The sequence below is a fragment of the Amycolatopsis sp. NPDC041971 genome (assembly GCF_055588925.1).
In genome coordinates, this window is record NZ_JBVJCE010000017.1 from 167,196 (window position 1) to 191,317 (window position 24,122).

23 protein-coding genes are annotated in these 24,122 nt (G+C 68.4%); 13 read left to right on the top strand and 10 right to left on the bottom strand.

Annotation, left to right across the window (positions count from 1 at the left end; translation table 11 throughout):
• Positions 1 to 29: 29 nt before the first annotated feature.
• Both ACZ6DT_RS29915 and ACZ6DT_RS29920 read right to left on the bottom strand, forming a co-directional pair.
• Positions 30 to 941 (bottom strand): glutamate ABC transporter substrate-binding protein, encoded by a 912-nt coding sequence (locus ACZ6DT_RS29915; protein ID WP_465601537.1) that lies wholly within the window; start codon positions 939 to 941, stop codon positions 30 to 32.
• Positions 942 to 977: 36 nt separating this feature from the next.
• Positions 978 to 1,706 carry an amino acid ABC transporter ATP-binding protein gene (locus ACZ6DT_RS29920; protein ID WP_465601720.1) on the bottom strand — a complete coding sequence of 243 codons (729 nt, stop codon included), beginning with the start codon at positions 1,704 to 1,706 and terminating at the stop codon, positions 978 to 980.
• Positions 1,707 to 2,041: 335 nt separating this feature from the next.
• On the opposite strand from ACZ6DT_RS29920, the gene ACZ6DT_RS29925 reads away from it, so the two are divergent.
• Positions 2,042 to 2,713, top strand: a complete 672-nt coding sequence (locus ACZ6DT_RS29925; RefSeq protein WP_465601539.1) for a response regulator transcription factor — start codon at positions 2,042 to 2,044, stop codon at positions 2,711 to 2,713.
• Positions 2,714 to 2,717: 4 nt separating this feature from the next.
• Positions 2,718 to 4,139 (top strand): sensor histidine kinase, encoded by a 1,422-nt coding sequence (locus tag ACZ6DT_RS29930; protein ID WP_465601723.1) that lies wholly within the window; start codon positions 2,718 to 2,720, stop codon positions 4,137 to 4,139.
• Here the strand turns inward: ACZ6DT_RS29930 and ACZ6DT_RS29935 are convergent.
• Entirely contained in the window at positions 4,118 to 5,026 is a 909-nt protein-coding gene (locus tag ACZ6DT_RS29935; RefSeq protein ID WP_465601542.1) for a TAXI family TRAP transporter solute-binding subunit, read from the bottom strand. The two genes, ACZ6DT_RS29930 and ACZ6DT_RS29935, sit on opposite strands and share 22 nt — an antisense overlap.
• Before the next feature lie 16 nt (positions 5,027 to 5,042).
• Here ACZ6DT_RS29935 and miaB point away from each other — a divergent pair, with 16 nt between their 5' ends.
• Positions 5,043 to 6,557, top strand: a complete 1,515-nt coding sequence (gene miaB / locus ACZ6DT_RS29940; protein WP_465601725.1) for a tRNA (N6-isopentenyl adenosine(37)-C2)-methylthiotransferase MiaB — start codon at positions 5,043 to 5,045, stop codon at positions 6,555 to 6,557.
• Positions 6,554 to 7,015 (top strand): Rv2732c family membrane protein, encoded by a 462-nt coding sequence (locus tag ACZ6DT_RS29945; RefSeq protein ID WP_465601545.1) that lies wholly within the window; start codon positions 6,554 to 6,556, stop codon positions 7,013 to 7,015. Before miaB ends, ACZ6DT_RS29945 begins: the two co-directional genes overlap by 4 nt.
• 35 nt (positions 7,016 to 7,050) lie before the next feature.
• Here the strand turns inward: ACZ6DT_RS29945 and ACZ6DT_RS29950 are convergent, their stop codons facing one another.
• From ACZ6DT_RS29950 to ACZ6DT_RS29960, 3 genes are all read right to left on the bottom strand, one after another.
• On the bottom strand, positions 7,051 to 7,311 hold the full coding sequence (locus ACZ6DT_RS29950; protein ID WP_465601547.1) for a hypothetical protein: 261 nt from the start codon (positions 7,309 to 7,311) through the stop codon (positions 7,051 to 7,053).
• Positions 7,308 to 7,508: a hypothetical protein gene (locus ACZ6DT_RS29955; RefSeq protein ID WP_465601550.1), complete on the bottom strand. Its 201-nt coding sequence runs from the start codon at positions 7,506 to 7,508 to the stop codon at positions 7,308 to 7,310. The genes ACZ6DT_RS29950 and ACZ6DT_RS29955 overlap by 4 nt, the downstream gene beginning before the upstream one ends.
• A gap of 172 nt (positions 7,509 to 7,680) precedes the next feature.
• Positions 7,681 to 8,994 (bottom strand): DUF349 domain-containing protein, encoded by a 1,314-nt coding sequence (locus tag ACZ6DT_RS29960; protein WP_465601552.1) that lies wholly within the window; start codon positions 8,992 to 8,994, stop codon positions 7,681 to 7,683.
• A 246-nt stretch (positions 8,995 to 9,240) separates the two neighbouring features.
• Here ACZ6DT_RS29960 and ACZ6DT_RS29965 point away from each other — a divergent pair, with 246 nt between their 5' ends.
• The 3 genes from ACZ6DT_RS29965 to dapF are packed head-to-tail and all read left to right on the top strand — an operon-like array spanning position 9,241 to position 11,667.
• The gene (locus ACZ6DT_RS29965; RefSeq protein WP_465601555.1) at positions 9,241 to 9,930 is read left to right on the top strand and encodes a class III extradiol dioxygenase subunit B-like domain-containing protein; all 690 of its coding nucleotides are present in this window, start codon (positions 9,241 to 9,243) and stop codon (positions 9,928 to 9,930) included.
• The gene (miaA, locus tag ACZ6DT_RS29970) at positions 9,927 to 10,829 is read left to right on the top strand and encodes a tRNA (adenosine(37)-N6)-dimethylallyltransferase MiaA (RefSeq protein WP_465601557.1); all 903 of its coding nucleotides are present in this window, start codon (positions 9,927 to 9,929) and stop codon (positions 10,827 to 10,829) included. Before ACZ6DT_RS29965 ends, miaA begins: the two co-directional genes overlap by 4 nt.
• 10 nt (positions 10,830 to 10,839) lie before the next feature.
• Positions 10,840 to 11,667 (top strand): diaminopimelate epimerase, encoded by an 828-nt coding sequence (dapF, locus tag ACZ6DT_RS29975; protein ID WP_465601560.1) that lies wholly within the window; start codon positions 10,840 to 10,842, stop codon positions 11,665 to 11,667.
• Here the strand turns inward: dapF and ACZ6DT_RS29980 are convergent.
• Positions 11,664 to 12,908, bottom strand: coding sequence for an MFS transporter (locus tag ACZ6DT_RS29980; RefSeq protein WP_465601563.1), 1,245 nt, complete (start codon positions 12,906 to 12,908; stop codon positions 11,664 to 11,666). The two genes, dapF and ACZ6DT_RS29980, sit on opposite strands and share 4 nt — an antisense overlap.
• 61 nt (positions 12,909 to 12,969) lie before the next feature.
• On the opposite strand from ACZ6DT_RS29980, the gene ACZ6DT_RS29985 reads away from it, so the two are divergent.
• The 3 genes from ACZ6DT_RS29985 (at position 12,970) to ACZ6DT_RS29995 (ending at position 16,172) form a co-directional block, all read left to right on the top strand.
• Positions 12,970 to 13,467 (top strand): ArsR/SmtB family transcription factor, encoded by a 498-nt coding sequence (locus ACZ6DT_RS29985; protein WP_465601565.1) that lies wholly within the window; start codon positions 12,970 to 12,972, stop codon positions 13,465 to 13,467.
• Between the two features lie 43 nt (positions 13,468 to 13,510).
• Positions 13,511 to 14,959: a GTPase HflX gene (gene hflX, locus ACZ6DT_RS29990; protein WP_465601568.1), complete on the top strand. Its 1,449-nt coding sequence runs from the start codon at positions 13,511 to 13,513 to the stop codon at positions 14,957 to 14,959.
• A gap of 199 nt (positions 14,960 to 15,158) precedes the next feature.
• Complete coding sequence (locus tag ACZ6DT_RS29995; protein ID WP_465601570.1) at positions 15,159 to 16,172, top strand: hypothetical protein; 1,014 nt, start codon at positions 15,159 to 15,161, stop codon at positions 16,170 to 16,172.
• A gap of 65 nt (positions 16,173 to 16,237) precedes the next feature.
• Here ACZ6DT_RS29995 and lexA read toward each other — a convergent pair whose 3' ends face one another.
• Positions 16,238 to 16,954, bottom strand: coding sequence for a transcriptional repressor LexA (lexA, locus tag ACZ6DT_RS30000; protein WP_465601573.1), 717 nt, complete (start codon positions 16,952 to 16,954; stop codon positions 16,238 to 16,240).
• Positions 16,955 to 17,408: 454 nt separating this feature from the next.
• Here lexA and ACZ6DT_RS30005 point away from each other — a divergent pair, with 454 nt between their 5' ends.
• From ACZ6DT_RS30005 to ACZ6DT_RS30015, 3 genes are all read left to right on the top strand, one after another.
• Positions 17,409 to 17,768, top strand: a complete 360-nt coding sequence (locus tag ACZ6DT_RS30005; RefSeq protein WP_465601576.1) for a LysM peptidoglycan-binding domain-containing protein — start codon at positions 17,409 to 17,411, stop codon at positions 17,766 to 17,768.
• A 301-nt stretch (positions 17,769 to 18,069) separates the two neighbouring features.
• The gene (gene nrdR, locus ACZ6DT_RS30010) at positions 18,070 to 18,558 is read left to right on the top strand and encodes a transcriptional regulator NrdR (RefSeq protein WP_034311932.1); all 489 of its coding nucleotides are present in this window, start codon (positions 18,070 to 18,072) and stop codon (positions 18,556 to 18,558) included.
• Between the two features lie 34 nt (positions 18,559 to 18,592).
• Positions 18,593 to 22,474 (top strand): vitamin B12-dependent ribonucleotide reductase, encoded by a 3,882-nt coding sequence (locus ACZ6DT_RS30015; RefSeq protein ID WP_465601578.1) that lies wholly within the window; start codon positions 18,593 to 18,595, stop codon positions 22,472 to 22,474.
• A gap of 172 nt (positions 22,475 to 22,646) precedes the next feature.
• On the opposite strand, the gene ACZ6DT_RS30020 is transcribed toward ACZ6DT_RS30015, so the two are convergent.
• Positions 22,647 to 23,003, bottom strand: coding sequence for a DoxX family protein (locus ACZ6DT_RS30020; RefSeq protein WP_465601581.1), 357 nt, complete (start codon positions 23,001 to 23,003; stop codon positions 22,647 to 22,649).
• Between the two features lie 39 nt (positions 23,004 to 23,042).
• The gene (locus ACZ6DT_RS30025) at positions 23,043 to 24,092 is read right to left on the bottom strand and encodes a DUF2293 domain-containing protein (RefSeq protein WP_465601584.1); all 1,050 of its coding nucleotides are present in this window, start codon (positions 24,090 to 24,092) and stop codon (positions 23,043 to 23,045) included.
• Between the last annotated feature and the right edge of the window lie 30 nt (positions 24,093 to 24,122).

Sequence of the window (24,122 nt, forward strand, 5' to 3'; positions counted from 1 at the left end):
GGGACCACCGGCGATTCGGTCATCGTGGGTCAGTACCGTTCGAGAATCGGCTTCTGCGCCGGGGAACCGGACTTCCCGAGGGTGGCGTCGTAGATCTTCTGCCACGTGCCGTCGTCGAGCGCGGTCTGCAGGAACTCGTTGACCTTGTCGCGGAGCGCCTTGTCGTCCTTGTTCATCCCGACGCCGTAGGGCTCCTTGGAGAAGGTCTTGCCGACGACCTTGAGCTGATCCGGCTCCTGCGCCGCGTAGCCCTTCAGGATGGCGTCGTCGGTGGTGAGGGCGTCGACCTCCTTGGAGATCACCTTTTCGACGCACTGCGAGTAGCCCTGGAACTCGACGATGTTGCCGCCCTCGGTGAGGTTCTGCTCCCGGACCCGCTGGACCGGAGTCGACCCCGTCGCCGAGCAGACCTTCTTACCCTTCAACGTTTCCGGACCCGTGATGGAGCTGTCGTCCTTACGGACCAAGAGATCCTGCCCGGCCACGAAGTACGGGCCCGCGAAGGAGACGAGCTGCTTGCGCTTGTCGGAGATCGTGTAGGTGCCGACGTAGTAGTCGATGTCACCGTTGGCGATCGCCTGCTCCCGGCCGAGGGACTGCACCGGCTTGAAGGTGAGCTTGTCCTCGGGATAACCGAGGTTGGCCGCGATCAGCCGGGCGATCTCGATGTCGAAACCCGAGAACTTTCCGGTCGTCGGGTCCTTCTGGCCGAGTCCGGGCTGGTCGTCCTTGACTCCGATGACCAGGCCGCCGCGGGCCTTGAACTTGGCGAAGGTCGGTGAGCCCGCGATGTCGACGTTCTGTGCCACGGCATAAGTGGGGAGCGAGGCGGCGTTCGTTCCCGCGGCGCCGTCGCCCTCCGCCGGGGCTCCTTCTTTGCCGCACGCGGTCAAGGCGAGGCTGCCGACGAGCAGCCCGGTCACCAGGGCGCGGATTTTCATGCGGATCTCCTGTGGTCGATGCTTCCTGAAATCATTTCAGTGGGTCAAGATCTTGCCGAGGAAGTCCTTCGCCCGGTCGGATTTGGGGTGGGTGAAGAAGTCGTCCGGGGTCGAGTCCTCGACGATCTCGCCGTCCGCCATGAAGATCACCCGGTTCGCCGCCCGCCGGGCGAAGCCCATCTCGTGCGTGACGACGAGCATCGTCATCCCGTCCTTCGCGAGGCCGGTCATGACGTCCAGGACCTCCTGGACCATTTCCGGGTCGAGCGCGGACGTCGGCTCGTCGAACAACATCACCTTGGGGCGCATGGCCAGCGCGCGGGCGATCGCCACGCGCTGCTGCTGGCCGCCGGAGAGCTGTGCCGGGTACTTGTCCGCCTGATTGGCGATGCCGACCCTGGTGAGCAGCTCCATCGCCGCCTTGCGGGCCTCCGCCTCCGAGGACTTGCGGACCTTCATCGGGGCCAGCATGACGTTCTCGACGATCGTCTTGTGCGCGAACAGGTTGAACGACTGGAACACCATGCCGACATCGGCACGCAGCGCCGCCAGCGCCTTCCCCTCGGCGGGCAGCGGCACACCGTCGACGGCGATCTCGCCGGAGTTGATCGGTTCGAGGCGGTTGATCGCCCGGCACAGCGTCGACTTACCGGATCCCGACGGCCCGAGCACCACGACGACCTGCCCCTTCGGCACCTCGAGGTTGATCTCCTTGAGCACGTGGAGGTCGCCGAAGTACTTGTTCACGGCGGCTGCCTTGATCATCAGTGGCGCCACGTCCGCGGTCATCTGGCCTCCAAAATCCGCTCGCCGGGGAGTGGGCGAGTGTCCTGCGTATGTCGGGGAAACCTACCCCGGTGCGCGGCCGGGGTCCCGAGCTTTGAGCAACACTTAGGGTTTCAAGTAGATATCGATGTTCGTCACGCGGTGAAACCGAGGCCGCCCGGATGTTCGGGTGCGAACCGCACGAATGGGGCAAACGACCCGTCCGTCGCCGGGCGGTCAGTGGCTCAGCGTGAGCTTCGCCGCGTCGTGACCTCGCGGCCGGAGGTGAGGTCCGGGACCATCGACGGGTCCGGATGAGATGAAGGGTGGCCGACGTGCGGGTGCTGCTTGTCGAGGATGACGACCGGGTCGCGGACGCTCTCGTTCCGGCACTGGCGTCCCGCGGGCTGACGCTGACCCGGCTCGCGTCCGGAGCGGGAGTGCTCGAACGGGTGGCCCGGTTCGACGTGGTCCTGCTCGATCTCGGCCTGCCCGATATCGACGGGGTGGAGCTGTGCCGCCGCATCCGGGCCGAGAGTGACGTCGCGGTGATCGTGGTGTCGGCTCGTGGCGAGGTCGGGGACCGCATCCTCGGCCTGCGCGCCGGGGCCGACGACTATCTGGTCAAACCGTACGACGTCGACGAACTGCTGGCCAGGGTCGACGCGGTGAGCCGCAGACGCGGCGAGCGGGAAGCCGCCGCCGGCGCCGAGGTCATCCGGCTCGGCGACGTCACGATGGATCTCGCCCGTCACGAAGTGCTCGTGGCGGGCGAACCGGCCGCCCTTTCCCGCAAGGAATTCCAGGTGTTCTCCCTCTTGGTCCGCGCGCGCGGGGCGGTGTGCTCACGGGAACAGGTACTGATCAAGGTCTGGGGTCACAGCGGGGCGGCGGAGAGCCGGTCACTCGACGTCCACGTCGCCACGCTGCGGACCAAACTGGGCCGTCCCGCCTTGATCGAGACCGTCCGCGGAGTCGGTTACCGGCTCCGCGATGGAGGGAACTGAAACGGTGCGAGTACGGCTGCAGGGAATCGTGCTCATCCTGGTCTCGCTGGTGGTGTTCGGGCTCGGTGTCCCGCTGGGGCTGAGCCTGGCCGACGGTGAGCGGCAGCGCTTGTTCCTCGACCGGCTCACGGACACGTCCCGGTTCGCCTCCCTCGCCGAGCGGCCGTTGCTGGACAACCGGTTCGCCGAGCTCGATCAGCAGATACGCCGGTACGCGGAGGTCTACGGCGTGGAGGTGGCGGTGGTGGACCGCGACTTCCGGCAGGTGGTCGGTACCTCCGGTGATCTGCTCACGGAATCCCGGGTCGCCGACGCCATCCGTGACGCGCTGGCGGGCCGTCATCAAGGGCCGGGGGAGCGGCTGACCCCGTGGAGCACGGCCACGCTGGTCCTCACCGAGCCCGTCCTCGTGGACGGTGACGTACGGGGCGCGGTGCTGACGGTCTCGGAAACCTCTCGTGCCCGCACCGAAGTGCTGTGGCAGTGGGTGCTGCTGGCCGTCGGCGGAGTGCTCGCCTTCGTGCTCGCGCTCTTGTTGACCACACCGCTCATCCGGTGGATCCTGCGCCCGGTGCGCCGGTTGGACGACGCGACCGAGCATCTGGTGACCGCCGTCCTGAGCGGGCGCACGGCCGATCCGGTCGGGGAAAGCGGCGGACCACCCGAGCTGCGTCAGCTGGCTCGTTCGTTCGACCGGATGACGGGCCGGGTGTCCGCGGCGCTGGCGGCGCAGCGGGCCTTCGTCGCGGACGCCTCACATCAGCTGCGCAACCCGCTCACCGCGCTGAAGATCCGGCTCGGCAATGTCAAGGCGCAGGTCGAGGGTGAGCCCGCGGCGGAGCTGGCGGCGGCCATGGTCGACGCCGACCGCGTGTACCGGCTCGTCGACGACCTGCTGTCGATGGCGAAGGCCGAGGCGTCCGGGGACGAGCTGGTCCCGGTCGTCGTCGGAGAGCTGATCGATCAGCGGATCGAAGACTGGTCGGTCGTATTCGCTTCGCGCGACGTCGTGCTGTCGGCGGAGCGGACCGACGAGGTGATGCGGGTGCTGGTCCCGCCGGACGGGTTGACCGTGGTGCTCGACTCGCTGCTGGACAACGCCTTGAAGTTCAGCGGACCGGACACCGAGGTGAAGGTTTCGGCGCGGCTCGCCGGGGACCGGGTGCGGATCGCCGTGCGGGACCACGGACCCGGCCTGCGGCCCGAGGACCTGGGACGCGCGACGGACCGGTTCTGGCGCGGCGCCCGGCACCAGAACGTACCGGGCTCCGGGCTGGGGCTCGCGATCGTGCGGGAGATCGTCACCAGGGCCGATGGTGAACTGGTCCTCGAATCACCGGAAGGCGAGGGGCTGGAAGCCACGGTGACCTTTCCCGCCCTTCCGGTCACGTCAGGGGCTTCGGCTCAGGGCTTGACTTCGCGGTAGTGGCGGAGCGCTCCCGGATGCAGCGGCAGAGGGCTGGTTTCGATCCCGGGGTGCACGTCGATCGACAGGGCCGCCGGATTGGCCTCCGCCAGCCGGGGGCGGGCACCGAACAGGCTCGCCGTCAGCGCTTCGGCGAGATCATCGGGCATCGAGGACCGTACGAGCACGAAGTTCGGGACCAGCAGGGTGGTCACCGGCTTTTCCTGGTGATAGGTGCTGGCCGGGATGGTGGCGGTGCCGTAGACGGGGCTGACCTCGCGCATCCGGGGGAGTAGCGTTTCGAGGTCGACCAGCCTCACTCGGGTGCCCGTCGCTTCGGCGAGGCGGACGGTGGGCAGGCCGCCGGACCAGAAGAAGGCATCGACCTCGCCACGGCTGAGGGCGGCGAACGATTCCTCGAAGTTGAGTTGCCGAGTCACCACCCGCCCGTTCAACCCGGCGACGGTCAGCAGGCGTTTCGCGATGTACTCGACACCGGAGTCGGGTGCGCCGATCGCCACCCGGTGATCCTTCAGCTGCTCGATCGAAGTGATCGACGAGCCGGCACGGACGACGACGTGAAGGTAGTCGTCGTGGATCCGGGCGAGGGCCGAGAACCCCGCGGCGTGATCGGCGGCCACGTCGGCGGCGGCGAACGCGATGTCGGCGTGCCCGGACCGGAGACGGCTGACATTGTCCAGCGATCCCTGGGTCTCCTGGACCTCGGGGAGCGCGATCTCCAGATCGGCCGCCCACGCCGCGGCGAGCGGCCGGGACAACGGGAGATAAACGCCGCCGGGGTTGCCGGCGGCGATGCGCAGGTGCAGCGGGCCGAAACCGGGCTCGCACCCGGCGACCAGGGCACAGACCACGACGATCACCGCCGCCAGCACCCTTGGTCTCCTCATGAGGGTCGATCGTGCCATGGAACCCCGCCCGCGTACCCTCGAAGGCGAGATGAGCGCGCGCACTTACCAGATCCGCACCTTCGGCTGCCAGATGAACGTGCACGATTCCGAACGTCTTGCCGGGCAGCTCGAGGACGCCGGCTACGTTCCGGGTGACGGCGGGGCCACACCCGACCTGATCGTGTTCAACACCTGCGCGGTGCGGGAGAACGCGGACAACAAGCTGTACGGCACCCTCGGCCATCTGCGGCCGCAGAAGACCGCGAAGCCGGACATGCAGATCGCCGTCGGCGGCTGCCTCGCGCAGAAGGACCGCGGCGAGATCGTCAAACGCGCGCCCTGGGTCGACGTCGTCTTCGGCACGCACAACATCGGCGCGCTGCCGACGCTGCTGGAACGCGCGCGGCACAACGCCGAGGCCGAGGTCGAGATCCTCGAATCGCTCGAGACCTTCCCTTCGACGCTCCCGGCGAAGCGCGATTCGGCGTACGCGGGGTGGGTGTCGATTTCGGTCGGCTGCAACAACACCTGCACCTTCTGTATCGTCCCGGCACTACGCGGCAAGGAACGCGACCGCCGTCCCGGCGAGATCCTGGCCGAGGTCGAGGCGCTCGTCGCCGAAGGCGTGCTCGAAGTGACCCTCCTCGGCCAGAACGTGAACTCCTACGGCGTCGAATTCGGCGACCGGCTCGCGTTCGGGAAACTGTTGCGTGCCTGCGGTTCGGTGGAAGGCCTGGAGCGCGTCCGCTTCACCTCGCCGCATCCCGCGGCGTTCACCGAGGACGTCATCGACGCGATGGCCGAGACGCCGAACGTGTGCCACCAGCTGCACATGCCGCTCCAGTCCGGTTCGGACAAGGTGCTGCGCGAAATGAAGCGGTCCTACCGTTCGGCGCGCTACCTCAAGATCCTCGACCGCGTGCGCGAATCGATGCCCGGCGCCGCGATCACCACCGACATCATCGTCGGTTTCCCCGGCGAGACCGAGGAAGACTTCCAGGCCACGCTCGACGTCGTCACGCAGGCGCGGTTCTCCAGCGCGTTCACCTTCCAGTACTCGATCCGGCCGGGTACGCCCGCCGCCCAGATGGACGGTCAGCTGCCGAAGGAGGTCGTGCAGGAGCGCTACGAACGGCTCGTGAAGCTGCAGAACGACATTTCCTGGGAAGAGAACAAGAAGATCGTCGGACGCCGCGTCGAGTTGCTGGTCGCCTCCGGCGAGGGACGCAAGGACTCCGAGACACATCGGATGAGCGGCCGTGCCCGTGACGGCAGGCTCGTCCACTTCGCGCCGACGGGACCGTTGATGGACCGCTCCGTGCGTCCCGGCGACGTCGTCGAGACCGTGGTGACCTACGGCGCTCCGCACCACCTCGTCGCCGACGGCGATCTGCTGTCGCACCGCCGCACCAAGGCGGGCGACAACTCCGAGGCCGGGCTCCGGCCGAAGACCAACGGCGTGACGCTGGGACTGCCGGGCTTCGGCGCCCCGGCCGTCACGCCGGAACCGGTGAGCGGGTGTGCACTGTGACCGAACCGAAGATCGACGAACTCGCCGCCGAGATCGACGAAGTGGGCGAACGCGCCGCCAAGACGATCGAACTGGGCAGGCGCGGATTCTCCATCGCCGTGCTGGCGTTCGTGCTGCTGATCGCCCAGCTGCTGCCCTGGGTCGGCGAGCACGCCGGCTGGGAGGTGCTGCTCGGCCACGGCGGCGGGATCCCGCAGCTGTTCGCCGCGACCTCCACCGGGATCGGGGTGTTCGCCTCCGCCGTCGCGCTGGTGACCCGGCGCTGGTGGCTGGCCTGGGTCTGCGCCGCGGGTGGCTGGTTCGCCTCCGTCGACGGGATGCTCGCGATCTGGTCCCAGCAGTCCTCGCACGCGACCGGCGCGGCCGGTGGCGGTCCGGGCTTCGGGTTGATCGTTGCCTGGATCGCCACCGTCGCGCTGGCCCTCTACTGGATGCGGGCGGCCTTCTCGCGGAGCTAGCCGCTGCCCTGTAAGTCATGTTCGCGGTCTAGCGCCTAGCCGACGCGCAAGGTGAGGTTGCTGGACGTGTACGCGCTCGCGTAGAGCGTCGTTTCGGGGTGGTAGGCCCGTAGCGTGATGACCGCGCTGAAGGAGAAACTCAGCTTCAGGGAGAACGTCGAATTGGGCCGGCAGGTCGTGTCGGCGATGTTCACCCAGACACTTCCTTGAAGCTGCTGGACGATGATCGCCTCGAGGCTGTCGGTCCCGTCGGCACGGGCGCCGCCCTCGACTTGCAGGTTCCCCTTGAGGGTCACCTTTTGTTGACCTTGACCTGTTTCTTGCTGAGCGACGCGTCGAGCTTGACCTTCTTCTTGCCTGCTTCGGAAGAGGCGGGGACCGGAGCCGGGGAACCGGTCGCCGCCGCGGCCGGGGTGAGTCCGGCCACCAGAGCACAACTGATCGCCAGGACGGCGAGCGCCCGGCGTACTGGGGAAATCAGTGTCTGGTTCATGATCGAAGTGGAGCACGGTAAGACGCGGAGAGCGCTCGAATACGCACCGACGAGCGATACACCCCTCCACAGTGGAGTGAGGCGAGTCCCGCCCGCGAACGCAATGAACGGTCCGTTCCTTGCGAAATTTGCAAGGAACGGACCGTTCATTGCACGCGAAAGCCCCGAAGACCTACCTGTCCGCGATGGCCGCTTCCGCCGCCTCGAGCCACTCACGCCACTGCGCGGCCTGGTCGTCCGCCTTCTTCGCGCGCCTCTCGTCGCCGGCCGCACGCGCCTTCGCCGCCTGCGACTCGAACTGCTCGACCCGCTCGCGGAACTGCGCCACCCTGGCCTGCGCCTCGGGGTCGGTCCGCCGCCATTTGCTGTCCTCGGCCGACTTGATCGCGTCCTGCACGGCCTTCAGGCGGCCGTCCAGCTCGCGGATGCGCTCGCGCGGGACCTTGCCGAGCTCGTCCCACTGGTCCTGGATGCGCCGCATGTGCTGCTTCGCCGCTTCGAGGTTCGCCGCGGGGTCGATCTTCTCGGCCTCGACGAGCAGCTCTTCCTTCCGCTGCGCGTTGGTCGCGAATTCGGCGTCCCGCTCGGAGAACACCGCGGACCGCCGTGCGAAGAACTTGTCCTGCGCCGCGCGGAAACGCTGCCAGAGCGCCTCGTCGCTGTCCTTGGGCGCGCGGCCGGCGGCCTTCCACTCGGTCATCAGGTCCTTGTAGCGACCCGCCGTCTCGCCCCAGTCCGAGGACTCCGAGAGCGACTCGGCCTCGGCGATCAGCTCCTCCTTGCGGTTCTTGGCTCCCGCGCGCTGCTTGTCGAGCTCGGCGAAGTGCGAGCCACGGCGGCGGTTGAACGCCTCACGGGCCTTGGAGAACCGCTTCCACAGCTCGTCGTCGGTCTTGCGGTCGACGCCCTTGACGGTCTTCCACTCGTCCAGGATGGCGCGCAGCCGGTCGCCGGCGGCCTTCCACTGGGTCGACTCGGCGGCGAGCTTCTCGGCTTCGTCGGCGAGGGCCTGCTTGCGGAGTACGGCGGCCGCGCGGGCCTCTTCACGTTCCTGCTTGGCCGCGGCCAGCGCCTTCTCGGCGTGGGCGATGACCTGCTCGATGCGGCCGCCCAGCGCGGCGAGGTCGCCGACGACGGCGGCTTCGGCGAGACCATCGCGCAGCTGCGTGGCCGTGGACAGCGCGTGCTTCGGGTCGCCCGCGCCGGACTCCAGTCGCGTCTCCAGCAGCTCGACCTCGGTGCGCAGGTCGTCGAAGCGGCGCGCGTAGTGGAGCAGACCCTCGTCCGGGCTCCCGGCCTGCCAGACACCGACCGCCCGTTCGCCGTCGGGCGTGTTGACGTACACGGTTCCTTCGTCGTCGACCCTGCCCCAAGCGGACGGGCTGGGCTCGGCGGGCGGCACGGGGGGTGCGGGATGCCCGCCACCGAGCGCGTGCGGTACCGGGTGCGGTGCCGGGGTACCGGTGGACGTGTTCTCCTGGGCCATCGCAGGCTCCTTATCGCCTGTACGCCCGCTGGCGCGGGCGCCCCGCCTAGCGGCGGGGCCGGGTAATGCGTTGCCGTCTTGCTTCGGGGGCGTCAACCCCTTGCGGCATTCAAGCAGCTCAGCGTCCACCGTGGAACCGGATGAACCACCAGAGGGCAGTGATCCTACTTCCGGAGGACCCTCCGTGTCGGTCGGTTGCCGGACGGTTGCCGGTCCTCGCAGGCGGGGAAGGTAACGTCGGCGGCCGTGATCCGCCGTGTCGCCGTCCTCCCGCAACCCCCACTGCTCATTCCCGAACTGGCCGCCGGAGCGGCGGACGAATGCGCCGAGCTGCGCGAAGCTTGCCTTGAAGCCGCGAGGCGGCTGACCAGTGCTTCGCCGGACTGGGTCGTCATCGGCGCGGCCGCGGGCGCGCCCGAAGTGCCGGAACACGCGAGTGGCACCTTCCGAGGATTCGGCGTCGACCTCGGAGTCTCACTCAGCCGGGTGACAGCGCTCGAAACCGAACTGCCCTTGCCCGCGCTCGTGGCCGGCTGGCTGCGCGAGCGGGGCGGCGCGTCGTCCGTCCGGGTCCACCTCGTCGATCCCGCCGCCCCGTCCGGCCAGTGCGAACAGCTGGCCCGTGAGCTGGGGGAGCACGCCGCGGTGCTCGTCCTCGGCGACGGATCGAGCCGGCACGGCTCGCGTTCCCCCGGCGGCGAGGACGAGCGGGCGGAAGGTTTCGACGACGGCATCCGCGACGCGCTGGCCAAGGCCGACACGGGCGCGTTGGCCGCACTCGACCCGGCCCGCGCCGCCGAACTCGGGGCGGGCGGCCGCGCGCCCTGGCAGGTCCTCGCCGGGCTGGCGGCGGACGAGGGCTGGACCGCCGAGGTCCTCTATTCGGCCGCGCCGTTCGGCGTCGCCTACCACGTCGCGGTCTGGGAGCACGCGTGATCCGGCCGGTCGCGGTCGTCGGGCCCACGGCGACCGGGAAGACCGCGCTGGCGGTCGAACTCGCCCTCACCCTCGGGGGTGAGGTGGTCAACGCCGACGCGCTGCAGCTGTACCGCGGGATGGACATCGGGACGGCCAAGGCGAGCATCGAGGAGCGGCGAGGCGTGCCGCACCACCTGCTGGACGTCCTCGACGTCACCGAGACGGCGTCCGTCGCCGCGTACCAGCGCGACGCGCGCGCCCGAGTCGAAGAACTGCTCGTCGCCGGACGCGTGCCGATCCTCGCCGGCGGGTCCGGCCTCTATGTCCAAGCCGTGCTCGACGACCTCAAGTTCCCGGGCACCGATCCGGACGCGCGCGCGCGGTTGACCGCCGAAGCCGACGAAATCGGGGTCGCCGCGATGCACGCCCGGCTCACCGGACTCGACCCCGTCGCCGCCGCGGCCATCCTGCCGACCAACACCCGCCGGATCGTGCGCGCGCTGGAGGTCATCGAGATCACCGGCGAACCGTTCTCGGCGAACCTGCCGAAACCCGGACCCGCCCGCTACGACACCGTTCTGATCGGCGTCGACCGCGAACCCGCCGAACTCGACGCCCGCGTCGACCGCCGCGTGGAGATCATGTTCGAAGCCGGGCTCGTCGGCGAAGTCCGGACGTTGCTGGGCCGGGGACTTCGTGACGGGCTCACCGCTTCGAGGGCGCTGGGCTACCAGCAGGTGATCGCCGCGATCGACGGCGACGGCGACTTCGCGGCCGCCGCCGAGGCCACCGCGCGGGCCACCCGGAGGTTCGTGCGCAGGCAACGTTCCTGGTTCCGGCGGGACAAGCGCATCCAGTGGTTCGACGGCGGTTCGGAGCGGCTGGCCGAGCGCGTCCTCGAGGTGACGGCCCAGTAGCCTTGGAGCCATGGGCGGCATCGAATTCCTTAAGGGACACGGCACACAGAACGATTTCGTGCTGCTTCCCGACCCCGAAGGCCGCCTCGAGCTGACAAAGGCGCGAGTGGCGGCGCTGTGCGACCGTCAACGCGGTCTCGGCGCCGACGGTGTGCTCCGGATCGTGCGGTCGTCCGCGCTGGATGTCGAGTCCGGTGGCGAATGGTTCATGGATTACCGCAACGCCGACGGGTCCATCGCGGAGATGTGCGGCAACGGCGTCCGGGTCTTCGTCCGCCACCTGGTCGATTCCGGGCTGGTGACCGAGCGCGATTTCGTCATCGGCACCCGCGCCGGCGACCGGCCGGTGCGGATGCACGCGGACGGCTCGGTGACCGTGCAGATGGGACCGGCGACCATCACCGGCACCTCGGTCACGGTGGTCGCCGGGCAGCCGTTCTCCGGCGTCGCGGTGAACGTCGGCAACCCGCACCTGGTGTCGGTCGTCGAGGACGACGTCGACGTGCTCGACCTGCGCGACCAGCCCGACTTCGATTCCGACGTGTTCCCCGACGGCGTGAACCTCGAGTTCATCAACCTGCTGGGCGAAGACGCGCTGAAGATGCGCGTCCACGAGCGCGGCGTCGGCGAGACGCGGTCCTGCGGCACCGGCACGGTCGCCGCGGTCGCCGCCGCCCTGCACCTCGCGGGCACCGACACCGGTGAAGCCAGCGTCGACATCCCCGGTGGCCAGGTGGTCGTCGAGATCCGCCGCGGCGGATCCACGCTGACCGGACCGGCGGAGATCGTCGCCCGCGGCGAACTCGACGAAAACTGGTGGGCGGGCCTCGGCGCCTAGCCGACCGCGATCGGTTCTTTGGGAAGGTCGCGGAGCTTCCGAAGCGGAGAGAAGACCACCCACAGGAGCGCCGTGGTCTCTCCTGCCACGGCGACCCACAGCGTCGCCCGGATCCCGATCGCCTCACCCAGGACACCGCCGAGCAGCCCGCCAAGGGGCAGCATCCCCCAGACGACGAACCGCACACTCGCGTTCATCCGGCCGAGCAACCGGTCCGGGCAGACGGCCTGCCGGTACGAGACCTGCGCGACGTTGTAGACGATGATCCCGAACCCGGCGACCATCGTGGCCACCGGGAACAGGATGATCCGCCAGCCCGGCGCGGCCAGCGGCAACAGCAGGTAGAACGGCCACGTCACCAGTGGCACGAGCCAGATCGACCGGGCCTGCCCGATCCGCCGGGTGATGGCGTTGGCGAAGATCGCGCCCGTGATCCCGCCGACCCCGCCGGTCGCGAGCACGAGACCGACGGCCGCGGGGGACAGGCCCAGTTCCCGGTTCAGGAACAGGATCTCCACCGCGACGAAGACGCCGTTGAACAGGTTGGCCGTCGCCGTGCAGGCGACGATCGAACGCAGCGTGGTATCGGTGAACACGAACCGCAATCCCTCGGCGATCTGGGGAAGCAGCTTCGCGTCCTGGTGCCGCTCCGGAACCGGGTCCGGCGTGCGGATCCGCAGCAGGCACAGCGCGGAGGTCAGGAAGCCCACCCCGGTCATCAGCACGGCGTTGGCCGCGCCGGCGAGCTGTACCAGCCCGCCGCCGATGCCGGGTCCGGTCAGGAACGCCACCGACTGGCTGGCCTGGAGTTTCGCGTTGCCTTCGAGCAGATGCTCCCGGCCGACCAGTGACGGCAGATACGACTGGTAAGCGACGTCGAAGAACACCGTCGCGACGCCGACGAGCGTGGCGACCACGATCAGCTGCGTCAGCGACAGGACCCCCGCCCACCAGGCGAGCGGAATGGTGAGCAGCAGTGCGGCGCGGACGAAGTCTGCCCGCAGCATCAGCGCCCGCCGCCGCATCCGGTCCACCCACACCCCCGCGGGCAGCCCGATGATCAGGAACGCGATCGTCTCGGCCGCGGTCAGCAAGCCCATCTGGAGCGGCGTCGCGGCCAGCACGGTGGCCGCGAGGAGGGGAATCACGGTGTGACCGGCGAAGGCGCCCACCTGGCTGGCCGTGTCGCCCGCCCAGAGCCGGCGGAAGTCCGCGTGGAAGAAGAGGGAGTCTCTGCGCACGACGCCACCCTGGCCCGAGTGATTGGAAACTGTCAATCACTTTCGGCTCTAGGCTGTCTCCGTGTCCACTCCACGACGTGCCGCCACCGAGGCCGAGATCGCCGCCATGGCCTCCGGAATAAGGCTGCGCATCATCCGGTTGACGTACTCGGAGGCGCTGACCAACAAGGAACTCGCCGAACGGCTCGATCGCGACCCGGCGACGATGCTGCACCACGTGCGCAAGCTCGTTGACACGGGGTTTCTCGAAGCGCTCCCGCCGAGACGCGGCACGCGCGGCGCGAAAGAAATTCCCTATCGCTCGACCGGGTTGTCCTGGCATCTTGATTCCCGCGACAGGGGGATCGATCAGGCGATCTTCGAGGCCTACCTGGCCGAGATCGCCGACGTGGGATTCGACGAGGTGCAGCAGACGCGCATGGTCGTCCAGGTACCGGACGAGCAGATCGCGGAGTTCGAAACACGGCTCATGGAGCTTGTCGACGACTTCATCACCCGGCCGGTCGACCCGGACGCGAAACGCACGGCCATCTACCTGTCGAAGTATCCCAGCAGGTAATGAATTCGGTCCCGACGCCGAAACGTGGGACCATGGAGGCACGATGACGGAACTGACACACAGAGATCTGGAAAACCGGGACCTGAACGACAGGGACCCTTCGACCGGCGAACTGGAGCTCGAGGACCGCGCCTCGCTCCGCCGGGTAGCGGGCCTGTCCACCGAACTCGCGGATGTCACCGAGGTCGAATACCGGCAGCTGCGCCTCGAGCGCGTTGTTCTGGTCGGTGTGTGGACCGAGGGCAGCGCCCTCCAGTCCGAGGCCTCGCTCGCCGAACTCGCCCGGCTGGCCGAAACGGCGGGATCCGAAGTGCTGGAAGGCCTGGTGCAGCGGCGGATCCGCCCGGATCCCGCCACCTACATCGGCTCGGGCAAGGTCAAGGAACTGCGCGAGATCGTGGCGGCCACCGGTGCCGACACGGTGATCTGCGACGGTGAGCTTTCGCCCGGTCAGCTGCGCCAGCTGGAGGAGAAGGTCAAGGTGAAGGTCATCGACCGCACCGCCCTGATCCTCGACATCTTCGCGCAGCACGCCCGCTCCAAGGAGGGCAAGGCGCAGGTCGAGCTGGCCCAGCTGCAGTACCTGATCCCGCGGCTTCGCGGATGGGGTGCGGCGCTGTCCCGGCAGGCCGGTGGCCGGGCGGGCGGCGCCAACGGTGGTGTCGGTCTGCGTGGTCCCGGTGAGACGAAGCTCGAAACCGACCGGCGGCGGATCAGCAAGCGCGTGTCGAAGCTGCGCCGCGAGATCGCCGCGATGGACACCATCCGTGAGACCAAACGCGGTCGCCGGGTGGCCAACGAGGTGCCGAGCGTCGCGATCGTCGGCTACACCAACGCCGGTAAGTCGAGCCTGCTCAACGCGCTGACCGGCGCCGGAGTGCTGGTCGAGGACGCGCTGTTCGCCACGCTGGATCCGACGACCCGGCGGGCACAGACCCCCGACGGCCGTACCTACACGCTGACCGACACCGTCGGTTTCGTCCGGCACCTGCCGCACCAGCTGGTGGACGCGTTCCGGTCGACGCTGGAGGAGGCGGCTAGCGCCGACCTGCTCGTCCACGTCGTCGACGGTTCCGACCCGACGCCGGAAGAGCAGGTCAACGCGGTGCGCGAAGTGCTCGCCGAGATCACGAAGCGTCGTTCCGAGCCGCTCCCGCCGGAGCTGCTGGTGATCAACAAGGCCGACGCCGCCGACGAGGTGTCGTTGGCCCGGTTGCGGCACCAGATGGCGGGCTCGGTGCAGGTGTCGGCGCGGACCGGCACTGGGATCACGGAGCTGGCCGACGTGATCGCGGAGCGGCTGCCGAGGCCGGAGCTCGTGGTCGAGGTGCTGATCCCGTACTCGCGAGGCGAACTCGTCTCCCGCGCCCACGCCGACGGCGAGGTGCTGGAGGAAGAGCACGTCGAGACCGGTACGCGCCTGGTCGTCCGCGGCAGGCCCGAACTGGCCGCGGCGCTGAGCGACTTCCAGACGAACGGCTCGGCTCTGTAACCAAAGTACGTGAAGGCCCCCTTCAGTGCGTTCAACGCACTGAAGGGGGCCTTCACGTATTCCCGCGTGCGCAAAGGTGCGCCGCTGAAAGTAGTCTTCACGACATTCCACCCCTTCTCGGCGTTCCGGCCGAACTGCGCGCCGTCCCGGACGTCTCCGTAGTGTGGGGCTTCAGGGGTTTCACGGTACGGAGGTGGATGTGCGGGGGATTGTCGCGGCCATGGCCGTGCTGGCGGCGTTCATCGGCGGGACGACTCCCGCCGTGGCACGGGAAGTCCCGGCTCCGCAGCCGGTGTGCAAGAACAGCGATTCCCGGCTCAGCGAGCTTTCCGGCCTCGTTTCCGACGGTGAGCACCTGTACGCCCTCAACGACGGCGGCACCAAGACGCAGGTCTTCGTCCTCGGCCGCGACTGCAAGGTCCAGAAGGTCATCTCGGCCGCGACGGACCCGTACGACCCCGAGGATCTCGCCCGTACCGCCGACGGCACCTTCTGGCTTTCCGACACCGGTGACAACCGCAAGCGGCGGGACACGGTCGCGTTGATCTCGCTGACCCCGCAGGGCAAGGCGACGCTGCACCGGCTCACCTATCCCGACGGGCAGCACGACGTCGAAGCGCTGATCATGGACCGTTCGGGCACGCCGTACCTGATCACCAAGGACCTCTTCGGCGGCTCCAAGGTGTACCGGCCGACCGGGCCGCTCGCCAGTCCCGGTCCGACTCCACTGGAGAACGTGGGCTCGCTGCAGATCAAGGAGACCTCGACCCCGGGCGGGCCGGCCGGATCGATCGGTTCGATGACGGTGACCGGCGCGGCGTCGATGGCCGACGGCTCGGTGGTCGCGTTGCGCACCTACACCGACGCTTATCTCTACGCCGTCTCTGACGGCGACCTCAAGAGCGCGTTGCAGCGCGAGCCCGTGCGGGTGCCGCTGCCGAACGAGAAACAGGGGGAGGCGCTCGCCTTCGATCCGGACGGAACCCTGCTGTCCGGCGGAGAGGGCGTCGGAGAGCAGATCCGTACGGTGAAGGGCGCGGCGGCACTCGCCGTGGACGCGGCCGAATCCGAGGGCAGCACATCGGGTGGGACGGCCGCGGCCGGTGGCACGGGCCAGGGGTCCGACTTCCCCTACGTGCAGGTCGGGATCGCCGCGATCGTCGTGATCGGCGGCTTCCTCCTGGTCGGCAGGCTTCGCAAACGGCGAGCCTGACCGAAGCCTGCCGAGCCTGACCCGGGTCTCTGGGACCCGGGATCCCGGCTTGCTCCGGCTCTGGACTACAGCCGGCGAAGAACGGCGACGACCTTGCCGAGGATCGTGGCGTCGTCACCCGGGATGGGTTCGTACGCCTCGTTGTGCGGCATCAGCCAGATGTGGCCGTCCTTGCGCTTGAACGTCTTGACCGTCGCCTCGCCGTCGATCATCGCGGCCACGATCTCGCCGGGGTCGGCCGTGGGCTGCTGGCGCACGACGACCCAGTCGCCGTCGGTGATGGCGGCGTCGACCATCGAGTCACCGGTGACGCTGAGCAGGAAGAGCTCACCCTCACCGACGATCTCCCGCGGCAACGGGAAGACGTCTTCGATCGCCTGCTCCGCCAGCACCGGCCCACCGGCGGCAATCCGGCCGACGAGCGGCACGTACGCGGCCTTCGCGGCCGATTGCGGCTGCTCGACCTCGATGCCCATCGGGTTGTCGTCCGTCGCGGCGAGCACACCCACCGCACGCGGACGGTTGGGGTCGCGTCGCAGATAACCCTTGCGCTGCAGGGCCTGCAACTGGTGCGACACCGACGAAGTGGAGGTCAGCCCGACCGCCTCGCCGATCTCACGCACACTCGGCGGGTAGCCGAATCGGCTCACCCACAGCTTGATCACGTCGAGCACCTGCTGCTGCCGCACGGTCAGGGTCTCGTCCACCTCGTAGACCTCGGGCAAGGCGCGCACCTTACCCGAGCGCCTAGGCGCGTTCCCCGCCTTGCTCTCCTTAGCCACCGTCTCGCTCCTTCATCTCCTGCGTCGCCTCCCAGTACGTCCGGTTGCCCGGACCGACTTCGCGTGTCTTCGCCGGTGGCGGACGATCTTCCCGCCCACGGCACCGGCGGCGTCCGCGCAGCAGACGCCCTGGTCAACGACGTTAGCCCGCCGGGACGACGATTTCAAACATCTGTTCGATGGACACGCCGTGTCGCTCGATTTTTGTCGGTGGGAGGTGGTACACATTCGCACGGGCGTTCGATAGAACGTCTGTTCGATCTTGATCGCCGGGTCGCGGCCCGGCGCCGAGCGCAGCAGGACTTGCGAGGAGGTTCCTATGTCGATTCTGGCCGATCGCGGACTGGTGCGGCCCAGTTCCCCCGGGCCCGTTCCGGCAGGGTTGACCAGGCCCGTACGGGTGGTTCGGGGCGGGCGTGCCGAACCTTTGCGTCCGCCGACCAGGGCGCGGGTCGTGGCCGGCCGCCGCCCCGGTGTCGCCACCGTCGCTCCGGCCTGCCCGGTGCCGAGGCGCCTTCCGCTCAGGTGGCCGTCGCTCATCGGGATGGCCTTGCTCGTCGCCGGGGTCATCACCGGATTGGGTCTGTTCGTGTCCGGTGTTCCGGGTGCCGCGGTGCCCGAACGGACCACGACGGTGTCCGTTTCGTCGGGGGAGACACTGTCGGATCTCGCGGCGCGCTTCGCGCCAGGCAGCGACACCGGCGCGGTCGTGGCCAAGATCAAGGAGCTCAACTCCCTGGAAAACGCCGTTCTCGTTCCCGGGCTGCCCCTCACGGTCCCCGTCGCGGCCGAGGTCGCGGAGGGTGGGAGGTGAACCTGAGCGCCCCTCTCACCCGTGGTGGGTGGACTCCCCATTCGTGTCTGATCGACCTGGCCGGCGCGCTTGCGTGCGTCCGACCTGCGATCTAGTCTCCACCGCTATATGTAGTAGTTACATGGCTGTAGTTGGTCCATAGCTTGGGGTAGACTCGGCACCAGTTGTCCACAGCTGGCCGGTGTCCACCCACCGGATGTCCACAGATCGATCCACATGTCGATCTTTTCCGTCGTTGCGTGGCGGCGGGGGCGGACGTCCACTCGGGACCGGCCGGCGCGGAGGGGAAGGTGATCGGCGGATGAGGTGCCCGTTCTGCCGGCATGCGGACTCTCGGGTCGTCGACTCCCGAGAGGTGGATGAGGGTCAAGCGATCCGGCGGAGACGCTCGTGCGCCGCTTGCGGCCGGCGTTTCACCACCTCGGAGACGATGGTGCTCGCCGTTGTCAAACGATCCGGGGTCACCGAGCAGTTCAGCCGGGACAAGGTGGTCCGGGGGGTGCGCCGCGCCTGTCAGGGCAGGCCGGTCGACGACGACGCCCTGCAGCAGCTCGCGCAGCGGGTCGAGGAGTCGATCCGGTCGGCGGGGCTGGCGGAGATCCCGAGTCACGAGGTCGGCCTGGCGATCCTGGGCCCCCTGCGCGAACTCGACGGCGTCGCCTATCTGCGGTTCGCCAGTGTCTACCGCTCCTTCTCCTCGGTCGAGGACTTCGAGAAGGAGATCTCGGACCTCCGTGAGGCCATGGCTGCCACACCGGACGAGAGCGATCAAGACGCGAAAGACGGCTGAAGCCGCCTCCCGCGTGGGAGTGAGGGAAAGACCCATGACCGAGACCGTGGGAACAGGCAACCCGGCCACAGCGCGGACGAGTGGGAAGAAGCAGGCGGGCGGGCTCACCGTGCGCCGGGTGTTCACCACCGAGGGCGTCCACCCGTACGACCAGGTCATCTGGGAGAACCGGGACGTCGTGATGACGAACTGGCGCGACGGCACGGTCAACTTCGAGCAACGCGGTGTCGAGTTCCCCGACTTCTGGTCGGTCAACGCGACGAACATCGTCACCAGCAAGTACTTCCGGGGCGCCGTCGGCTCGGCCCAGCGCGAGCAGAGCCTCAAGCAGCTGATCGACCGCGTCGTCCGCTCCTACGTCGACGCGGGCCGCGAACACGGTTACTTCGCGAGCCCCGCCGACGCCGAGGTCTTCGAGCACGAGCTGACCTGGATGCTGCTGCACCAGGTGTTCAGCTTCAACTCGCCGGTGTGGTTCAACGTCGGCACGACGTCGAAGCAGCAGGTCTCGGCGTGTCAACCCTACGACTCGCTGGTCAACACTCCCGGCGGCGCGGTCCCCATCGGGCGCATCGTCGAACTGAACGCGGTGGGCGCCAAAGTCTACGACGCGCACGGCCTCACCAAGGTGATCGCCACCAAAGCGAACGGAGTCAAGGAGGTTCTCCGCCTCACGACCAAGTCCGGTCACCGTCTCGACGTGACCGCCGATCACCTCGTCTGGCGCTCGACCGGGAACGGCGGTTCCTTCGTGCCCGCCGGGCAACTCCGGGCCGGTGACACGCTCGAATGGCACCGGCGCGAAGCCTTCGGCGAGAGCGAGATCAACGAGCGGGATGTGGCCGAAGCCGCGCTCGCGGGCTGGTTGCAAACGGATGGCTTCGTCGGCCAGTACGAAGGGACCAACCGTTCGCTGACGATCGAGGCCATGACGGTCACCGATGCCGAACTCGCGTGGGTCCAGCGTGCTCTCGACCGGGTCTTTCCCGATGTCCACCGGCACGAGCGGAAGGTCGAGACGCAGGACCCGGCACTGGACTGTCGCCGCACCCGCCTCTACGGGACCAAGTTGGAAGCCTTCGTCAGCGACTGGGGCCTGCGTGCTCGCGGCCGGGACATGACGGTCCCTGAGGATCTGAACACCGCGCCGCTACCCGTGGTCGCCGCGTACCTCCGCAGCATTTTCCAAGCCGAGGGCTACGTATCCGAACGCGAGCGGTCGACGCTGGTGGGACTCGACATGATCAGCGAAGAGCTGATCCGCGGAATCCAGCACCTGTTGTCCAGGTTCGGAATCTTCGCGCGAGTCGGTCGCAAGGCGGAGATGCGGGACAACCGGCACGACCTGTGGGGGATCCGCATCCAGAACGCGGGAGACCGCCGGATCTTCGCCGACGCCATCGGTTTTCTCGACCCGATCAAGGCCGCCAAGCTCGAAGCGTCGTTCGAAAAGCCAGGTCGTCCCGCACTGGAGACGAAGTGGTTGCAGATCGCCGACATCGAAAGCCGCGGCGAGATGCCGGTGTACGACATCCAGACGGAGTCCGGGGAGTACCTGTCCGGCAACCTCCGGGTCCACAATTGCTTCATCCTTTCGGTCGACGACACCATGGAGTCGATCCTCAACTGGTACCGCGAAGAGGGCCTGATCTTCAAGGGCGGCTCCGGTGCCGGGCTGAACCTCTCCCGCATCCGTTCTTCGCGTGAGCTGCTGTCCTCCGGCGGCACCGCGTCCGGTCCGGTTTCCTTCATGCGCGGCGCCGACGCCTCCGCGGGCACGATCAAATCCGGTGGCGCCACCCGTCGCGCGGCGAAGATGGTCGTGCTCGACGTCGACCACCCGGACGTCGAGGATTTCGTGCGGACCAAGGCCCGCGAAGAGGAGAAGATCAAGGTCCTCCGCGACGCCGGGTTCGACATGGACCTTTCCGGTTCGGACATTACTTCTGTGCAGTACCAGAACGCGAACAACTCGGTCCGTGTCTCGGACGAGTTCATGCAAGCCGTCGAGACCCAGGGCGACTTCGGACTGCGGTCCCGGACGAGCGGTGAGGTCATCGACCGCGTCGACGCCAAGAAGCTGTTCCGCACCATCGCGCGGGCCGCCTGGGAGTGCGCCGATCCGGGGCTGCAGTACGACGACACGATCAACGACTGGCACACCTGCCCCGAATCGGGCCGGATCACCGCGTCCAACCCGTGTTCGGAGTACATGCACCTGGACAACTCCAGCTGTAACCTGGCGTCGCTGAACCTGCTCAAGTTCGCCACCGAGGACGGCGGTTTCGACGCGCCGCTGTTCGCGAAGGCCGTCGAGCTGGTCATCACCGCCATGGACATCTCGATCTGCTTCGCCGACTTCCCGACCGAGGCGATCGGCGACACCACCCGTAAGTTCCGTCAGCTGGGCATCGGCTACGCGAACCTCGGCGCGCTGCTGATGGCGCTCGGGCACGCGTACGACTCCGACGGCGGCCGCGCGCTCGCCGCCGCGATCACCTCGCTGATGACAGGCGTTTCGTACCGGCGTTCCGCCGAACTCGCCGCCGTCGTCGGGCCGTACGAGGGCTACGCGCGCAACGCCGAGGCGCACCAGCGGGTCATGCGCAAGCACGCCGCCGCCAGCGAACTGGTGCGGACCTACCACGCGAACGACGCCGCGGTCCGCGCGCTCGCGACCCAGGAATGGAAGCGCGGCATCGAACTGGGCGAGACCAGCGGCTGGCGCAACGCGCAGGCCTCGGTGCTCGCCCCCACCGGCACCATCGGCTTCATGATGGACTGCGACACGACCGGCATCGAGCCGGACTTCTCGCTGGTCAAGTTCAAGAAGCTGGTCGGCGGCGGTTCGATGCAGATCGTCAACCAGACCGTTCCGCGCGCCTTGTCCGCGCTCGGCTACCAGGCCGAACAGGTCGAAGCGATCGTCGAGTACATCGCCCAGCACGGCCACGTCGTCGACGCCCCCGGCCTGCGCCAAGAGCACTACGAGGTGTTCGACTGCGCGGTGGGGGAGCGATCGATCGCGCCGATGGGGCACGTCCGGATGATGGCCGCGGTGCAGCCGTTCCTGTCCGGTGCGATCTCCAAGACGGTCAACATGCCGGAGTCGGCGACCGTCGAAGAGGTCGAAGAGATCTACTTCCAGGGCTGGAAGTACGGCCTCAAAGCGCTCGCGATCTACCGTGACAACTGCAAGGTCGGCCAGCCGTTGTCCACCGGCAAGAAGGAGAAGGCCGCCCCCGAGGCCGAAAAGGTTGTCGAATACCGGCCGGTCCGCAAGCGCCTGCCGAAGAAGCGCCCGAGCCAGACGGTGTCGTTCACCGTCGGTGGCGCCGAAGGCTACCTGCACGCCGGTTCGTACCCGGACGACGGGCTCGGCGAGATCTTCGTGAAACTCGGCAAGCAGGGCTCGACCCTTTCGGGCGTGATGGACGCGTTCTCGATGTCGATTTCGGTCGGCCTGCAGCACGGGATCCCGCTGGAGTTCTACGTTTCGAAGTTCTCCAACCTGCGCTTCGAGCCCGCCGGCATGACCGACGACCCGGACATCCGGATCGCCACCAGTGTCCTGGACTATCTGTTCCGCAGGCTGGCGCTGGACTACCTGCCGTACGAGAAGCGTTCGCAGCTCGGCATCTTCACCGCCGACGAGCGTTCGGCGCAGGTCGAGGCGAACTACGGCGCCACTCCCGCCGCGGAACCGGAGAACGTCGACCTAGACGCGCTTCGGTCCACTGTGGACTCATCGACCGCGCCTCCCGCCAAGGTGGCGCATTCGACCGCGGAACTGGTGGAGTTGAATCTCGGCACCGCCTCCGACGCGCCGCTCTGCATGACCTGCGGCACCAAGATGCGGCCCGCCGGTTCCTGCTACGCCTGTGAAGGGTGCGGAGCGACATCCGGCTGTAGCTGATCCCGATGCCTGCTTCGGTGGATGGCTGACGTCGTTCGCCGAAGCAGGCGCCGGCGAACCCGGTTGTGCGGGGGTCCGTCCGCGATGGCCGCCACCGCGCGAGACCTGGTCGTGCACGAGCGGAGTAGGCGATCGGTGGTCACGGACGTCGTCGCCGAAACACTATCGGTCCCTACCCGGCCTGAGCGAGATCGAGAACGAAGGTCGCCACCGCCAGCGCGAGGAATCCGCCGGGGAAGGCGATGTTGTAGAGGACGCGGGCGCGCACGTGGGTGATGACGGCGCCGACGTAGAACAGCACGAGTCCGGCGGCCGCCGCGGTCCCGATGTACGGCACCCCGAGGAGGCCGAGCAGCAGCCCGCCCGCGCCCGCGGCCTTCAGCGAGGCCAGTGGCGGGATCCAGGACTGAGGCACCTTGACCTCGGCGGAATTCTCGAGAACGAACGGGATCCGCGCGAAGTCGGCGACGGCGATCCCGGCGTTGATCACGATCGTCACGATGGCCGAAGTGAGATATGCGGTGAACATGCCCACTGGACGAGCCCCGCGCCCGGAACGTGACAGCGATCAGGCGCGCCAGCGCTCCAGCACGGCTTCGATGGTGGCGTGGATGCGGTCGCGGGCGGCCTGCCGTTCCACGCCTGCCATGAGGAGGTCGTCGTACTCGGTGTCCAGGTGCCGGATCGAGGCGACGACGGCGAGGAGCACCGCTCGTTCGGCCAGTTCCCGGCCGGCGGCGGAGCGGCCCACCCGGCCGCTGCCGCGCCGGCCGGCGTGTTCGGCGATGGCGCGTGCTCGTTCCGGCGGGCAACCGGGGAACATCTCCGTGATCGCCGTGTGGAATCGGGCGGTGAACTCGACGTCTTCCTCGGCACGCCGCTCACGGTCCCGTCCGCGGCGTCGCTCCCGGACGTCCTCGTCCGCGAGGCACTGTTCTTCGGCGGCGCGCAACGCCGCGTCCTCGACCAGGAGTCCTTGCCGCTCGCTGCGTTTCCTCGAGCGGTTGAAGCGGACGACGACGGCGGACAGCCGGCTCGCCTTCTTGGCCCGGCGGGTCAGCGCGGTGTCGCCCGAGGGCAGGAAGACCAGGTGGCCGAGGTCGGCGCAGTCGAGGCAGTGCGGCTTCTCGTTCTCCATGAACAGCAGATCGCCGGTGCCGTCACAGTCGGCGCACGTCCAGTCCTTCAGCGCCACGGAGACGACGAGATCCGGTGCTTTTTGTTGCCTGGCGAGGACTTGCGCCCGCTTGGCTTCGGACAGTCCCGGCATGAGCCACTGCGTCCGGAACAGCGGTTCGAGGCCGGCCAGCTCGCCCGAGGTCACCCGGAGGACCGCACGGTCGCGGGTCGCGCCGACATGCTCGATCTCCGAGCTTTCGAGGGCTTTTCCCTTCGCCCATCCTTGAAGTGCGCCGAGGGCGAAGTTCAGTTTCTCCGCGCTCACCGGCAAGGCCGCGCACAGATCGGGGATCCGGCCCTGCTGCCAGCTTTTGAGGACGTTTTCCGGCAGCCAGCCGATACCGCCCAGGATGTCGAGCGCGGTCACCGATTTCCGTTTGGACAGCAGCTTCTCCGCCGTCTCCACGACACGCTGTTCGAGTTTCGCCTCACCTTGCATCGCCGGGGATCCTAGCGATCAGGCGGTCTC

Bases quoted from the DNA above. Each gene is read 5' to 3' on its own strand.
- ACZ6DT_RS29915 (WP_465601537.1), bottom strand. From the start codon at position 941: ATGAAAATCCGCGCCCTGGTGACCGGGCTGCTCGTCGGCAGCCTCGCC.
- ACZ6DT_RS29920 (WP_465601720.1), bottom strand. From the start codon at position 1,706: ATGATCAAGGCAGCCGCCGTGAACAAGTACTTCGGCGACCTCCACGTG.
- ACZ6DT_RS29935 (WP_465601542.1), bottom strand. From the start codon at position 5,026: ATGAGGAGACCAAGGGTGCTGGCGGCGGTGATCGTCGTGGTCTGTGCC.
- miaB (WP_465601725.1), top strand. From the start codon at position 5,043: ATGGAACCCCGCCCGCGTACCCTCGAAGGCGAGATGAGCGCGCGCACT.
- ACZ6DT_RS29955 (WP_465601550.1), bottom strand. From the start codon at position 7,508: ATGAACCAGACACTGATTTCCCCAGTACGCCGGGCGCTCGCCGTCCTG.
- ACZ6DT_RS29960 (WP_465601552.1), bottom strand. From the start codon at position 8,994: ATGGCCCAGGAGAACACGTCCACCGGTACCCCGGCACCGCACCCGGTA.
- dapF (WP_465601560.1), top strand. From the start codon at position 10,840: ATGGGCGGCATCGAATTCCTTAAGGGACACGGCACACAGAACGATTTC.
- hflX (WP_465601568.1), top strand. From the start codon at position 13,511: ATGACGGAACTGACACACAGAGATCTGGAAAACCGGGACCTGAACGAC.
- nrdR (WP_034311932.1), top strand. From the start codon at position 18,070: ATGAGGTGCCCGTTCTGCCGGCATGCGGACTCTCGGGTCGTCGACTCC.
- ACZ6DT_RS30015 (WP_465601578.1), top strand. From the start codon at position 18,593: ATGACCGAGACCGTGGGAACAGGCAACCCGGCCACAGCGCGGACGAGT.
- ACZ6DT_RS30020 (WP_465601581.1), bottom strand. From the start codon at position 23,003: ATGTTCACCGCATATCTCACTTCGGCCATCGTGACGATCGTGATCAAC.
- ACZ6DT_RS30025 (WP_465601584.1), bottom strand. From the start codon at position 24,092: ATGCAAGGTGAGGCGAAACTCGAACAGCGTGTCGTGGAGACGGCGGAG.